This window comes from bacterium SCSIO 12844 (assembly GCA_024397935.1).
Classification (GTDB): Bacteria; Pseudomonadota; Gammaproteobacteria; order Francisellales; family Francisellaceae; genus M0027.
In genome coordinates this window covers 657,334-670,802 of the sequence record CP073743.1, presented here as the reverse complement: position 1 = coordinate 670,802, position 13,469 = coordinate 657,334, and the positions used below count along the sequence as shown (strand labels likewise).

Annotated in this window: 17 protein-coding genes and 1 tRNA gene; 1 reads left to right on the top strand and 17 read right to left on the bottom strand. The window is 34.2% G+C overall.

Features of this window, described 5'->3' with window-relative positions; translation table 11 throughout:
* Positions 1–113: 113 nt before the first annotated feature.
* The gene (gene uvrD, locus KFE69_03275; protein UTW43181.1) at positions 114–2,279 is read right to left on the bottom strand and encodes a DNA helicase II; all 2,166 of its coding nucleotides are present in this window, start codon (positions 2,277–2,279) and stop codon (positions 114–116) included.
* Between the two features lie 27 nt (positions 2,280–2,306).
* A complete protein-coding gene (locus tag KFE69_03270) occupies positions 2,307–3,584 on the bottom strand; it encodes an MFS transporter (GenBank protein UTW43180.1) in 1,278 nt (425 codons plus the stop codon).
* Between the two features lie 242 nt (positions 3,585–3,826).
* On the opposite strand from KFE69_03270, the gene KFE69_03265 reads away from it, so the two are divergent.
* Positions 3,827–3,902 (top strand) — tRNA-Arg (locus KFE69_03265).
* Between the two features lie 122 nt (positions 3,903–4,024).
* On the opposite strand, the gene KFE69_03260 is transcribed toward KFE69_03265, so the two are convergent.
* From KFE69_03260 to KFE69_03190, 15 genes are all read right to left on the bottom strand, one after another.
* Positions 4,025–4,999 carry a hypothetical protein gene (locus KFE69_03260; GenBank protein ID UTW43179.1) on the bottom strand — a complete coding sequence of 325 codons (975 nt, stop codon included), beginning with the start codon at positions 4,997–4,999 and terminating at the stop codon, positions 4,025–4,027.
* Positions 4,993–5,193 carry a tail protein X gene (locus KFE69_03255; GenBank protein UTW43178.1) on the bottom strand — a complete coding sequence of 67 codons (201 nt, stop codon included), beginning with the start codon at positions 5,191–5,193 and terminating at the stop codon, positions 4,993–4,995. Before KFE69_03255 ends, KFE69_03260 begins: the two co-directional genes overlap by 7 nt.
* The gene (locus KFE69_03250) at positions 5,194–5,610 is read right to left on the bottom strand and encodes a phage tail protein (protein ID UTW43177.1); all 417 of its coding nucleotides are present in this window, start codon (positions 5,608–5,610) and stop codon (positions 5,194–5,196) included. It abuts the gene before it with no gap.
* A complete protein-coding gene (locus KFE69_03245; protein UTW43176.1) occupies positions 5,610–7,358 on the bottom strand; it encodes a hypothetical protein in 1,749 nt (582 codons plus the stop codon). Before KFE69_03245 ends, KFE69_03250 begins: the two co-directional genes overlap by 1 nt.
* A 124-nt stretch (positions 7,359–7,482) precedes the next feature.
* The gene (locus KFE69_03240) at positions 7,483–7,749 is read right to left on the bottom strand and encodes a phage tail assembly protein (GenBank protein ID UTW43175.1); all 267 of its coding nucleotides are present in this window, start codon (positions 7,747–7,749) and stop codon (positions 7,483–7,485) included.
* A gap of 20 nt (positions 7,750–7,769) precedes the next feature.
* A complete protein-coding gene (locus tag KFE69_03235; protein UTW43174.1) occupies positions 7,770–8,267 on the bottom strand; it encodes a phage major tail tube protein in 498 nt (165 codons plus the stop codon).
* Positions 8,268–8,277: 10 nt separating this feature from the next.
* Positions 8,278–9,426, bottom strand: coding sequence for a phage tail sheath subtilisin-like domain-containing protein (locus KFE69_03230; GenBank protein ID UTW43173.1), 1,149 nt, complete (start codon positions 9,424–9,426; stop codon positions 8,278–8,280).
* Positions 9,427–9,452: 26 nt separating this feature from the next.
* Positions 9,453–9,701, bottom strand: coding sequence for a hypothetical protein (locus tag KFE69_03225; GenBank protein ID UTW43172.1), 249 nt, complete (start codon positions 9,699–9,701; stop codon positions 9,453–9,455).
* On the bottom strand, positions 9,701–10,024 hold the full coding sequence (locus KFE69_03220) for a hypothetical protein (protein ID UTW43171.1): 324 nt from the start codon (positions 10,022–10,024) through the stop codon (positions 9,701–9,703). Before KFE69_03220 ends, KFE69_03225 begins: the two co-directional genes overlap by 1 nt.
* On the bottom strand, positions 10,008–10,436 hold the full coding sequence (locus KFE69_03215; GenBank protein ID UTW43170.1) for a hypothetical protein: 429 nt from the start codon (positions 10,434–10,436) through the stop codon (positions 10,008–10,010). Before KFE69_03215 ends, KFE69_03220 begins: the two co-directional genes overlap by 17 nt.
* A gap of 11 nt (positions 10,437–10,447) precedes the next feature.
* A complete protein-coding gene (locus tag KFE69_03210) occupies positions 10,448–11,167 on the bottom strand; it encodes a hypothetical protein (protein UTW43169.1) in 720 nt (239 codons plus the stop codon).
* A 13-nt stretch (positions 11,168–11,180) separates the two neighbouring features.
* Positions 11,181–11,675 (bottom strand): phage tail protein, encoded by a 495-nt coding sequence (locus KFE69_03205; GenBank protein UTW43168.1) that lies wholly within the window; start codon positions 11,673–11,675, stop codon positions 11,181–11,183.
* On the bottom strand, positions 11,675–12,202 hold the full coding sequence (locus KFE69_03200) for a phage tail protein I (GenBank protein UTW43167.1): 528 nt from the start codon (positions 12,200–12,202) through the stop codon (positions 11,675–11,677). Before KFE69_03200 ends, KFE69_03205 begins: the two co-directional genes overlap by 1 nt.
* On the bottom strand, positions 12,199–13,047 hold the full coding sequence (locus KFE69_03195) for a baseplate J/gp47 family protein (protein ID UTW43166.1): 849 nt from the start codon (positions 13,045–13,047) through the stop codon (positions 12,199–12,201). Before KFE69_03195 ends, KFE69_03200 begins: the two co-directional genes overlap by 4 nt.
* A complete protein-coding gene (locus KFE69_03190) occupies positions 13,044–13,379 on the bottom strand; it encodes a GPW/gp25 family protein (protein ID UTW43165.1) in 336 nt (111 codons plus the stop codon). The genes KFE69_03195 and KFE69_03190 overlap by 4 nt, the downstream gene beginning before the upstream one ends.
* Positions 13,380–13,469 lie beyond the last annotated feature (90 nt).

Genomic DNA, 13,469 nt, shown 5'->3' with positions numbered 1-13,469 from the left:
TATCCAAAAAATACCAAATAAGTAATTGCTATCTCTATTATTTATTTTAATCGAATTAGTCTAAATTAGTTAAAAAAAATGCACAATCCACATAATAATCATCAATTTATTTGCTAAATTTTCTCTAATTCAATCATGCGAGCTAATAATGTTTTAATGCCATAACCACCCTTAAAATCAATAATATAGCGCTTTTGATCCCCCATGCCTTCTTCTTTAATAAAAACGCCAATACCAAATTTATGGTGACTAACTAAATCACCTGATTTAAAAGCACTTGCATCATCTGAAGCACATTGATTAAATCCAAAACCAAATTGGGATTTTAATGGTTGTTGCTTTAGTCGTACTTCATCAATTAAATCTTCTGGAATCTCTTGAATAAAACGTGATTTTTTTTGGTAGTTAACATCACCATATTGATGACGAACCTTTGCATAAGATAAATAAAGCTTTTGCATTGCACGAGTAATACCAACATAGCAAAGTCGACGTTCTTCACTTAATCGATCTTCATCTTGTGCCCTATGGCTTGGAAATAGCCCTTCTTCAAGACCTGCAATAAAGACATAAGGAAATTCCAACCCCTTAGCTGAATGTAATGTCATCAACTGAACACTTGAAGTAAACTCATCAGCACGCCCTTCCCCTGATTCTAAAACAGCAAAACTTAAAAATTCTTCTAATAGATCATTTTCATCGACATCAATCGTTACCATCGGTGTAAATTCACTGACAGCATTCACTAACTCTTCTAAGTTTTCTAACTTTTGTAATGCACTTTCTTTCTTATCATTTCGATACATTGCCATTAAGCCTGAAGCTTCTAGCACAAAGCGCATTTTTTCTTTTAAACTAAAATCTTCTAACTGTGCATCCATATGATCAATCAGTTTAATAAATTCAGCAACATTATTTCTTGTTCGTTGAGTAATATTTTTATCAATAGCAAATTCGCATGCACTATGCCATAAGCTGATATTTTTAGCTTTAGCAATTTCTCTTAATTTTTCAACCGTTTTAAGACCAATACCTCTTGTAGGTGTATTAATCACACGCTCAAAAGCAACATTATCTTCCCTTAAAACGATCAAACGCAAATATGCAAGCGCATCTTTAATTTCAGCACGTTCAAAAAATCGCAGACCACCATAAATACGATAAGGCACTTGTTTTTGTAGTAGCGCTTCTTCTAATACCCTCGATTGTGCATTGGAGCGATATAATATAGCAATTGATGCCGGTGAAACTTTTTGATTTTCAATTAAGTCTTGGATTTTTGAAGAAATAAATGACGCTTCATCACGTTCATCTAATGCCTCATAAAGCTTTAATTTTTCTCCTGTATTTCCTTGTGACCATAGCTGTTTGCCCATTCTTTGATCATTATGTTTAATAATGCCATTTGCAGCATTTAGAATTGTTTGAGTCGAACGATAGTTTTGTTCAAGGCGAATCACTTCAACCGGTGCAAATTCTTGTTTGAATTTAAAAATATTCTCAACCTTAGCACCTCGCCAACCATAAATTGACTGGTCATCATCGCCAACAACCATAATATGGTTATTTTCATGTACTAAAGCTTTTAACCAGCGATATTGAATATCATTTGTATCCTGAAACTCATCGACTAAGATTGCTTTAAAACGCTTTTGATAATGCTCAAGAACACTTGGAATTTTCCACAATTCATAAGCATATAATAATAAATCAGCAAAATCTAATGCCTTATCTGCCTTTAATTGAATTTCATAGGCATGATATATTTTAATTAATTCATAATCAAAACGTTGATCTTTTTTATGTGATAATTCACCTGCTCGTATACCATCGTCTTTTCGAGCATTAATAAACTGCTGTACTGTTTTTGGCGGATAAAAGCTATCATCAATTTGCATATTTTTAAGCAAACGTTTAATCACTTGTAATTGTTCATCTTGATCTAAAATTCTAAACTTACGATCCAAACCAATTTGATCGCCATGGCGTCTAAGTAATCTATGTGCAATACCATGAAACGTACCAATCCACATACCAAAAGGATTAATATTTAATAATGATTCAACTCGTCCACGCATTTCTTTCGCGGCTTTATTGGTAAATGTCACAGCTAAAATTTCTAAAGGTGATAAAGATTGCTCTTGGCACAAATAGGCAATTCGATGGGTTAATACCCGTGTTTTGCCACTACCTGCCCCTGCTAACACTAAAGTATTTTGATTTTCTACAATAACCGCTTCTTGTTGAGGTTTATTTAATTCTGATACTATTGTATTCATTCAATTATCCACTTGAACTTATTTTAATTAAGCTTTAAACGTTTCTTTAATAAAAAAACTTAGAATAAAGCAAACAAGAAATATTAAAGGCACAAAGACCAGTGCTTTTTGAAATTCTAAAGCACTATAATAAGGCGCGCCTTGAGCTAAAACACCACTCCATAGATTTTTTAATATACTACCAACAATTTGTACTAATAACATTCCAATAAATACTGAGGCCATATTAGTAATACCCAATGCAGTCGCTGATAATGAACCAGGCACTAGTTCTGCAGATACAGTATAAGATGCGACAATGCCACTATTAAAAATACCATAGAAAAAATAACAAATGATTAAAAGCCAGAAAGGAATCGCAGATACATAAATGATAATACACATTAAAATAAAACAACAAATTGCCGATAGGCGCATTACTTTCACTCGTGAACGCCAACGATCTGCTAAAGCTCCCGCAATTGGACAACCAATGGCAAGGCCTATAAAAATTAACCCGACTAAAAAAGCAGATTTATCAATACCATAGCCGTGAAATGCTGAGGTATAACCCACACCCCAATTTTCAGCAAACATAGCTGTAGGACCATATAATAAGCCAATAAATAAACAATTCAACCATAATTGCGGGTAACTAAATGTTCTTTTTAAATGCTCAAATATAGTTGATTTACGTCGAATCTGTTCTGGGTCATCCTCATCTGTTAAATAAATACTTTTTGGATGATTTTTTAAGGTAAAGAACATCACTAATGATAATATTATTAGCAAAAGTGCAAACGCAAGCATTGAAGGACGCCAGCCAACGCTATTAAACAACAAACTCATTGGCGCATCACCAACTGCAGCACCAACCATCCCAGCTGCTTGTGTTAACCCAGCTAATAACGCAAATGTTTTTACATCAAACCAATTAATACATAATTTTAATGTGCCAACAAAAGCAAATGCCGCAGAGAACCCCATCAAAAGCCTCGCAATTACAGCAGTTGTAATATCATCTGCAAAAGCAAATAATATACAAGAAAAAGCACACAATGCCGTATTAAAAATTAACATCTTCCTTGGGCCAAAGCGATCAGTAACTACCCCAACAGGTAACTGCATTAGAATATAAGCATAATAAAAGCTTGCTGATAAAACACCTAAATCAAATGCATCAATATGAAACTCAACCATTAATTGATGGTGAATAACACTTGGCGCTACTCTTAAGAAGTACTCAATAAAGAAAAATATTGCCCCTAATGACCATATAAACCAAGGGTATAGTGAACGCTTCTCATCTGCATAATAGTCATTCATTAATTAATCAAACTATCCTAATAAAAAATATAATCTAGTTAGGCTAAGCCTTATCAAATTAGATGTCAATAACCAAAAGATAAGCTAAAAGTGATAATTGAATAAAAACACTTCGACTTAAGATAAAAATATGTTAATTTAAGCCCCGTAAACAAATTGCATAATCTTTACTTTTTTGCGCCCATAGCTTGGGTGCTATAACAATTTAAACATTAATTGTTTAAATTAAAAGTTTGCTTTCAGCGCCCGTGGCTCAGGGGATAGAGCATTGGTCTCCGAAACCAAAGGTCGGTGGTTCAAATCCACCCGGGCGCGCCACATTTTTCACATTATATTTCAACAACTTAAAAAATAATAAATTATTATTAAATTTAATGACTTTTTGTCTTTGGGTACCGTATGGGCACCAATGTTTTTTTAAGATTTTCAGTACTTTTGATCTATTTTAATGTCAACTGGACACTCGTTTGGTATCCCTGCTTGCTTAAACTATGTGTAGCAGTCTTTACATACCATTGTTGTGGAATGTCATCACGTAAGCCTTTAATAATAACTGGTACCCCAGCAATGATTTCTGGGTTCCCAACTATCGTAATATTTAGTGTATCTGTATCTTGTGTGTAGCCATCTAATACTTTTTTTGCTATTGCCTTTGCTGTTTGCTCATCTTCATACGTATATGACAATAAAAATTCTGGTTGGCCGTTACCTATTGTTACCTTTTTAGTTTCTGCTGTATCTACATCATGATATTTAGCTGTCACGCTTCTAAATTTAGCCTCTCGTTTAGTTGAGTATGTTAGTTGCGATATCTGATCTAAACTCAAACTTACTTCTGGCATATCTTCATCTTTAGTATTTTTACCTTTTTCATTTAGCACAATAAGCTTTGTATGTGTCGGTTTTAAAGTGCCTCCATATTGCCTAATAACTCGATATAAAAAACCGATATTACCTTCATCTGTTTGGTCAATATGCTTAATTAAGATTTTGCCTAAATCTGTGCTTACTGATGTCTCTAACCCATGCTCGTTTGCAATTACTGTAATTAGATTTTCAAATGTTATATTATCAAATGATCTTGTTCTTTGTGTCTGCATGGCTTTATAAGTATTTGATGCTGTAAAGGGTACACTATTTGCATTTATATTTAAAAGACTCGGTGGGTAACTGTAACTAATCGTATCAGCAAAGAAATAACCAAAGTCATGTAAATTATCTTGATAACCTAAATGCACATTCAATTTTGAACTATCACTTGGAAATTGAATTGAATCATGGTGATCTACTAATCTGATACTTAGACCATCTGCATGATCACCTGTTGTATCTGTAATTGTTAAACTAACTAAACCTGACTTAATTTTATCTGTAATATCTTTATCATCTGCCAAGATTTGATAGTCAACTACCATAACGTTACCTTACGCTTAGCTGTTGGCTTTTCTATCTCTGGCAAATCGATAACAATACCTGCTGGTAACACTGAGCCTTGTTTTGCTAACTCTCTGTTAGCCTCTAAAACTTTAGTTGTAACCTCTGTTGTGCCATAGTACTTAAAACAAATTAAATCTAGCATATCACCATCTTTAGTCGTGTATTTTGCCAATTAAAATACCCCCTTAACAAAAGCTTTTGCTTGATCAAGTAAGCTTGCATCTGGGTAACGCTCAAGGTTAATACTATAAGTCGTATTACTATTATTGGTATTTTCTTGGCTAATATTGGTAATTGCCCACTTACCGTAAATAAACCCGTCTAAATCAAATAAAAAGTTACTTGATTGGCTTGCTGCTAACTCTCTTAAAGCTATTAAAGTTGCTTTTGTATTTACATTATCATGTGGAAATGTAACACCTGATATGGTCATTGTTTCAGCTTGATCACCTGTATTTTGCAATGCAGGGCTATTATTAACTCGATCTTGTGTTGCCCACTTAGACGAATAGCTTTTAGTGATTTTATTATAGGTTGCCGTATTAACACTAAATGGTATTGCACCTAAAACTAATGGAATAAACGACATTAAACCCCTCCCACTTGATAGTCATATAATGCTTTCTGGGTTGCTTCTTCTACACCTTGCATTAACGTTAATTTATCACCGTTACCTTGAACTGTGACTTGATTAGTAATCGTAACATGATTTACCTTACTATTTTGGGTCTGTTGATTAACTTGCTGGACTTGTTTTCTTACCTTTGAGAAATCTTCAACATTAATAGGATTGTAATTAGCAAAATTAAGTTCATTACCTTGTATCGGTTCTAACTTAGGTTTGACTTTTACCTCAGTCTCATCATTACCAAAATAGCCAAAACTTAAATAACTGGCTACTGTTTTTGCTCGATCTTTAACCCAGTCAATTTTTTCTGTCACTGTTTTAAACTGATCAACAATAAAACTAATCACTTTGCTAAAGAAATCAACAACACTTTGACCTATATTTTTTAAAGCAGTAAAAGCACTTTTAATACCTTCAACTGTGTCATAAACTGCAATTCCTAGGTACTCGCCAAATCGCCATGCGCTTTTAAAAACAAAACTGATTACACTTGCAACACCTTTAATTACTGTACCTACAGTAGAGAAGATAACTTTTGCGGTCTCTGCCCATTCTGTGATCTGTAATTTATTCTCAGATATCCACACAGTGATATTATTAAAGCTCTGAGTAAATGCAGGCATTAATGAATCACCTAATGCATAAGCAACACCCTGTATACTTGTTTTCATATTCAAGTAAGCATCACGATTATTCTCTGCTGCACGAAGGGATTTTTCATTTAAGACATAACCTACACGTTCAGCATCTTTAGCATACTGTGTTAAGGCTTTTGAGCCGCCTTTTAGTGTATTGACTAAAGCTACACCTTCTGAGTCAAAAAACTTCATAGCTAAACGCATACGATCTTTTTGGTTTGTTACCTGATCTAGTCGATCTGCTATTAATGCTAGTGCTTGATCAGGCTTCATATTATTTAATTCAACCGCTGATAAACCTAATTCTTCTAATGCGCCTTTTGCTTCACCACTACCATTTGCAGCTTCTGATAATCGTCGAGACATTCGCTGCATGGCCATATCCAGTGTTTGTGTTGTAACCCCTGTTCGCTCTGCTGCATATCTAAGTTTTTGTAGCGTATCTGTGCTAATACCTAATTTATCAGCCACTTTTGCTACATTATCACCATGATTTGAAAAACTACTCACTGATGCAAATGCACTTGCACCCATAGCGCCAATTGCTGCTGTTGCTCCAAGTGCTGCATATTTAACCTTACTTAACCCTGAACCCAGTGCAGAAAATGTTTTACTCTTTAACTTGGCTTGCTTTTGCGTTTTCTCTAATGCTCGTTGAAGGCGTTTTTCTTCTGAAGTTAAATTTGCCGTATCGATGCCTGCCTTTTTAAGTGATGTGCCTAATAATTTCAACCCTTTTCGTTGCTCATTTAATTTGGCATTGGTTTTATTTACCTGCTGTTGTTTTTTGGAAATTCTCTGTGCTAGCTTTTGATCATCTTTAGAAGCACTACTATAAGCCCTTTGCAATGCTTTTAATTCAAGGACTTGTTTTTTATAACTTGCATTTGTCTTATTAATTGCCATTTGATCGGCCTGTAATTTACCAATTAAAGCTTTATTTTGTTTAAGCTTAAGCTCTTTTCGACCTAGAACATCAAGATTTTTAACAACTGATTCACTGGCTTTAATAAAGCTTGGATTAAGACTTCCTCCTAACTGCAAAGATACTTTTTTATTCCAATTTGTCATTGCTCCACCCCATATTTAGACTTAATCCAATTAACGGATAATTTATAGTACTTCATTAACTCTGATAGTGGTAATTGATCAAGTTCACTGATCTGCCAAGATGTTTGAGTTGCGATAACAAACATTAACTCACCGTAGACTTTGGGTCATAGCTATCACCCATCATCTCACTCATTAAATCTTGTAATTTTAGGCTATCTGTAAATACCATTTGATCTAAGGCTGATATTGATATTTTCGTTAAACGACTAATCATTAAATCCTCTCGGTTAAGATTACCTTCGATATGTTCTATAGCTTTTAAATCTGCACGTGTTGGCTCTCTTACTTCAATTTCATTGCTATACGTACCATCAGTTAATTTAACTTTTTCTCTTAATTTAATTTTCATATTACCCCCTCTTCGAAATATTAATTTGATATATTGGCTAAAACACTTTCAAGTGAATTCTCACCTGAAATACTACGAACATTATTAATTGGATCGACTTCGATTAAGTCTTCATTATCAACATTCAAACGATAGTAACTTAGTGATAGAGTAATACTCGTTTCACCTAAAGATTCAGCATTAATCGTACCTGTATCATATTCTTTAAGCAGTCCACGCATTTCAATGATAAGTTTTTTGCTTTCACCATCTTTGTTTCTTAAACTGCCACGAATAATCAATGGTGCTTCTGTATTACCAATAGCTTTAACTGGATCCGTTTGAATGCCTTTAAGCTTAATTACGGCTTCCATCTTTTCAACTTTACCCGTATCAATATCAACCGTACCCGACATACCTGCAGCCGTCCACTCTTCTGTCTTGACAGATATCTTTGGCAATTGAATTTCACTGGCTAATCCAAGATAGGCAACACCATCGACATAAACACCAAAATTCTCAAGCAAATTGTTAAACATAATTTCCCCCTTAAAATATTTCTGAAATATAATCGTTCACTAAATGACTATTAAATGTAATATGCTGGGCTGGGTATACAGGGCTGAAATCAAAACTAAATGTCACATGACCATTTGCAATTTCATTTTCATTATTTAATTCTGGGTCTGCCCAACACTTGCCACCTAAAATACGCCCTTGTGCAACTAATGAACGCATGTAACTATTAACACTCATGACAATATCATCGACAAATGTCTTAGTAATCCCTCGATCAACTGCCCATTGATGTGCATATAACAGTGATTCATTTAACATATCAGCTGTACGCCTAACTGAAAGAAATTGCCACTTAGGGTCATTAGAACAAGTTAGATTACCCCAAAGCCTAAAGCCATTTTGATTAATAATCGTTGCTACTTTATTAGCATTCAAATAATTTGCTCTACACTTGCCATTAAGCTCAAAATCAATTGGTCTTTCAGTACCAACCACACCATAAATTTCATGGTTGGATGGTGAATAATGCCAACCATAGTGCTTATCAATACGCGCAATTAAACCTGCAACCCTTGGCGATGATGCTTTAGCAACTTCCAAGCCATCTTTAAGCACTAGAACTTTAGGATCAACAACATAAACACGCGCTGAACCAAAACTATTTTGATAAGCAATAGCTGCCTGATCTGTTGTGCTTGGTGCTTCAGCAATAATAATTGCTTTTAATCGATCAGCAATACTTAGCATTTCTTGAACAATACCGACTTCATTTGAAAACTCAGGTGCAATTAATATCCTTGGGGTTAAACCAAGCTTTGAACCAGCATCCAAAAATGCCTGCACGCCCATACGCTTACCTGTGTCAACATCAACACCACCTTGGATATTTGATAGCATCTGTGCATTATCATCACTATGCTCTACTCGAATCACAACGGCCATTGCACCAATCTGGTCAAATATACCATCAATAGCATCAGGCAATGTACCAATTGAACCTAACTTTACTGCATCTAATCGACTACCTGCAATTAATACTGGTGTATTCAACGGAAATGCATTCCCATCAGCATCAGGTGCAGTACCAATTAAACCAATGATACTTGATTTGACCGTTCGTATTGGTCTTGCACCACCATCGATTTCTACAACTTCCACACCATGATAAAATTCACTCATATATTCCCCCTATTTCTATTTAATTTTTAGTTATGCCATTTCTTCTCTAAATTCATTAAACTTTCTTTATCCTGATTTGCTAAATATAAAGCTTCAGATGTTTTTAAATAACAAGTTGCTAGTTTTAACTCTGTCTGTATTTCACTACAACCATGTACGATTCTTGGGGTTGTTAATGATGGCGGGATATGACCTGAAACTTGAGTTGTTGGCATAAACCAACCACAGCCACTAAGTAAACTAGCTACTAAAATAACTCCCCCCCACTTAATCACTACATAACACCTTGTGGTTTTAAACCATCTGGTGGTGTTTTTAATAAGGCTTGTATTTCTGGGTGATAACTTTGCATCCACTGTGTGCGATCTTTTTCATTTAGACCACTAATATGACTTGTTAATGCATCTAGCTGATTGCTATAAGCTCGATTAACTTCAATCTGCTGTTGTTGGTTTTTAACAATCACTTGATTTGCATCCATCCACATTGCATTCATCTTATTTAATTTGCGGTTTAAATGAATAACACCAAATACAACAATTAAAACTAAAATAAAGCCTGATAGATTTGAGATCACGCCTTTAACTATTGTTAACATCATCAGCCTCATTATTTACAATAGGTGTTGTATCATCGTAATAATCACTTAAATGATTCGATGTTTTTGTATAACGATCTTTTAAGCCATTAAATATATCTTCCTCTGATTTAAACTTGCGTTTAACATCAATTGGAAAAATAAGTGATTTATCTTTTAGGCTTTCAGATAATAAACCTAGTGTATTTAATACATCTGTATCTAATCTCGATATAATCGCTTGTATATGATCTTCTGCTGTTTCTGATTTCATAGATTCAATTAACTGAATCAATAAATAAGTAATTATCTGTAATAAATCAGAGTCAATACTAAATAAACTTTCTGCATCTCCAACTGAATGATGTATTGCATCTCTTAGTTCATCTCGTTTAGCTAATTTTGATTTAATTAAACTTTGCTCATCTAACATCATTAACCCCCCTAATCTAAAATACTTTGTAAATATGGAAAATAACCCCATCTGGGTTTACTTCTAATAATTGGAAAACGCCCAGCAAGTGTACCTAATAAACAAAAATGAACTTCACCTGTTTCTGTTTCAGCATATGGATGCGGTGTCGCATAAGATGCATTAGTTAAAAGATTAGTTCCTCCACATAATCCCCATTCATTAGTAATACCTTCAAAATAACTCCCTCGTAAATTACCCTGAACTAATTTGGCATAACTACCGTGAGTGACATATGTATGGTAGTTAACCGACTGTAAGAACAATCGACTATTCTCTTTTGGTAATTTTTTAGTCCAGGTCATTTTAATAATGTTAAACTCAGGTAATGTATGTGTAATACCCTCTTTACCCATTGCTGATAGAATTGCTTGTTCTTCCGCATCTCGATCTTCCCAAACAATACCAGTTCTAATTGTTCTAATTACTTCAAATGTAATATCACAGTCAGCAACAATACTAAAATAGTCAAGTATCCCTTCTGTAACCGTACCGATTTGATTGCGTGACAGCCTAAAGTGTGGTGGCCATCCATCCTCTTGATATCGAGCTAATTCCGCATTATATGATGCTAATAACTGTGATTTATATAACTCTAATTCATTAAGTTTATCTTCAATGCGCTGACATTCTGTTGATACTGCAGTATTTAAATCAGTTGTTGCTTTTAGTACATCATCTATTGTTGCCACTTATAACCCCCTTTTAACTTTCGTACTTTTCTTTTGCATAATCCCAAGCAAGTTGTGAATGATCTTTCATCAAACAAATGACACTTTTTGCTAACTGATAATAGTTAGCAACTGTTGAACAAGCCTGACTATTAAATTCAATATTAATTTGATCAGCATTTTCTATTTGTAATGTGATGGTATAGTTACTAACACTCGGTGATAAATCATCATCAGATTTATATATTTCTGGAATATTACCATAAGCAATTACACGTTCTTGATCATCTAATAAAGCAATTGATCTTAGCCAAAAACCACTGGCACTTTCAGGAACAACACAGGTAAAAATAAGCTCATTTTCTCTAACTTCAATCTTATTGATTATCCCTGTATAGACAACTGAATTTAGATTAACATCATCAGTAACACTGCTAATTTTAAATGCATCAAACTTTATTTTACCTTTGTCTAATAGGGCCTGTGCTAATAGTGCTTTGCCAACATCCGTTACTTTAATCTCATACATCAAGCAACTCCCCTTAAGTTATACTGATGAACTGAAGCAACAAAACCACCTGCTTTAACTTTGCCATCAATATCATTTGCTAGATTAAAAATATAGCTGCTCTGTACATTTTTATTGGTATCAATTAAATGCTTGATTGCCTTTAAATCAGAGTTGATTTGCTTATTCTTATCTACAACCACATCTAAAGTAAATGTATGTGGCACACCATCATATTCATACCATTCACGTAATGATAATTGATAGTCTATAGTTTCCAATGCACGCTTTAGCGCGCCTAATGTGCCTTTTCTTCTGTGTATATCAATTGAACTTTTGATCATGGCACGTTTTTGTTCATTCGTTGCCTTGTTATAAGCTCTAAAATCAACAGATAGAAAGCTCGCTAAATAAGGTAAAAACTCATCAGGACAACAATCAGCATTCCATAATTTCTGTATCAGTAAGTCTTTAGAATTTAATACAGTTTCAAATGCACCAACAATTGCTTTTTCTAACTCAGTTGAATTCAGTGGCAATAAATTCATTCGCTTACCTCCACAATATTAATATTTGTACAGTAAGGTGCTTGATGTTGACCTGCTTTGATATTTGCTTTTGGCTCATTTAATTCTTCAACAACTGATACACCCTCCATATTTAATCTTGCATAGATTTCTGATAAGGCAATTTCAGCACCGATTTTATGTTTAAATGATACAAGCTCATTAATTGAGTTAGTCATATGCATTTTAACGGTTTCAATATCTGCTGACTGATCAAATTTAACCATTGCATCAATCTGATAATTTAGTGCTTCAACACTATTTACAATGACTTCAGCGCCTAGTGGCTTTCGATCTTGGTGATTTAAATAAGCAGTTACGATATTGATTAACTCACTATCGGCTTCACCATTGTCAGAAACATTGGATTGAATGGTGACAAAGGCTTTAGCTGGCTTATCTTTTTCATCATAAGCTTTAACATCTGCAACACGACTATCAGCTTCTAAGCTTAAGGCTTCATAGGCTTGAGCAGAACCTGCACTACTTGCTTTTTCTAATGCCGTTAAAATACGAATTCGATAACGCTCATCATCTTCACTCTCTGCACGTACAACCGCTAATAATGCACCTAGGTTGTCTAAATCTTTATTTTGTGCAAATGAAATCAGTATTGCTTTAATCTGATCATTACGCTCTTGATCTTTCAATGTTAATAGATATGCACAGGCTTCAAATATTTTAATGACTGGGTCTGATTCAAGGTAAGCATCATACTCTGGCATACGTTCTTTAAACTTATCAAGCAGTGCATTAAAGTTGGCATCATAATCTACTGATTTAATTGAATCTGGTAATGGTAGTTTTGCTAAATCAAACACACTCATAGCACTACCCCTCGTAATTGGCTTGCTTTACCGTCAGGACGATAAGTAAAATCAACATCGATATTTAGGCGACCATTATCATTTATAAATGGTAATATTCGAGTTAATCTAGCCCTTGGCTCCCATTGATCAATTGATTTAGCTGATTCAAGAATAATCTGTATGATTGTTTCATTATTCATAGGTCGATCGATATATTCGAATAATCGACTACCATAGGTACGTAACTGAACACGTGAACCAACTGGTGTTGTTAATATATCTCGAACTGACTGTTTAACATGATCAATATCATCTAAAACTTGACCATTAAAACGATCTATGCCCTTCATTAATGTTACCTAATTTGCCTTTATATCCATATGGTAAGGCAAAAGGGATAGGGAGTTTGGGCATAATGTTTTCATAATCTCTTGACAAAT

What these genes read in the sequence shown, in the direction of transcription:
- KFE69_03220 (UTW43171.1), bottom strand. Translation starts at nt 10,024, where the DNA reads ATGTTAACAATAGTTAAAGGCGTGATCTCAAATCTATCAGGCTTTATT.
- KFE69_03245 (UTW43176.1), bottom strand. Translation starts at nt 7,358, where the DNA reads ATGACAAATTGGAATAAAAAAGTATCTTTGCAGTTAGGAGGAAGTCTT.
- KFE69_03215 (UTW43170.1), bottom strand. Translation starts at nt 10,436, where the DNA reads ATGTTAGATGAGCAAAGTTTAATTAAATCAAAATTAGCTAAACGAGAT.
- KFE69_03195 (UTW43166.1), bottom strand. Translation starts at nt 13,047, where the DNA reads ATGAGTGTGTTTGATTTAGCAAAACTACCATTACCAGATTCAATTAAA.
- KFE69_03200 (UTW43167.1), bottom strand. Translation starts at nt 12,202, where the DNA reads ATGAATTTATTGCCACTGAATTCAACTGAGTTAGAAAAAGCAATTGTT.
- KFE69_03250 (UTW43177.1), bottom strand. Translation starts at nt 5,610, where the DNA reads ATGTCGTTTATTCCATTAGTTTTAGGTGCAATACCATTTAGTGTTAAT.
- KFE69_03240 (UTW43175.1), bottom strand. Translation starts at nt 7,749, where the DNA reads ATGAAAATTAAATTAAGAGAAAAAGTTAAATTAACTGATGGTACGTAT.
- KFE69_03230 (UTW43173.1), bottom strand. Translation starts at nt 9,426, where the DNA reads ATGAGTGAATTTTATCATGGTGTGGAAGTTGTAGAAATCGATGGTGGT.
- KFE69_03260 (UTW43179.1), bottom strand. Translation starts at nt 4,999, where the DNA reads ATGGTAGTTGACTATCAAATCTTGGCAGATGATAAAGATATTACAGAT.
- KFE69_03235 (UTW43174.1), bottom strand. Translation starts at nt 8,267, where the DNA reads ATGTTTAACAATTTGCTTGAGAATTTTGGTGTTTATGTCGATGGTGTT.
- KFE69_03205 (UTW43168.1), bottom strand. Translation starts at nt 11,675, where the DNA reads ATGTATGAGATTAAAGTAACGGATGTTGGCAAAGCACTATTAGCACAG.
- KFE69_03270 (UTW43180.1), bottom strand. Translation starts at nt 3,584, where the DNA reads ATGAATGACTATTATGCAGATGAGAAGCGTTCACTATACCCTTGGTTT.
- KFE69_03190 (UTW43165.1), bottom strand. Translation starts at nt 13,379, where the DNA reads ATGAAGGGCATAGATCGTTTTAATGGTCAAGTTTTAGATGATATTGAT.
- uvrD (UTW43181.1), bottom strand. Translation starts at nt 2,279, where the DNA reads ATGAATACAATAGTATCAGAATTAAATAAACCTCAACAAGAAGCGGTT.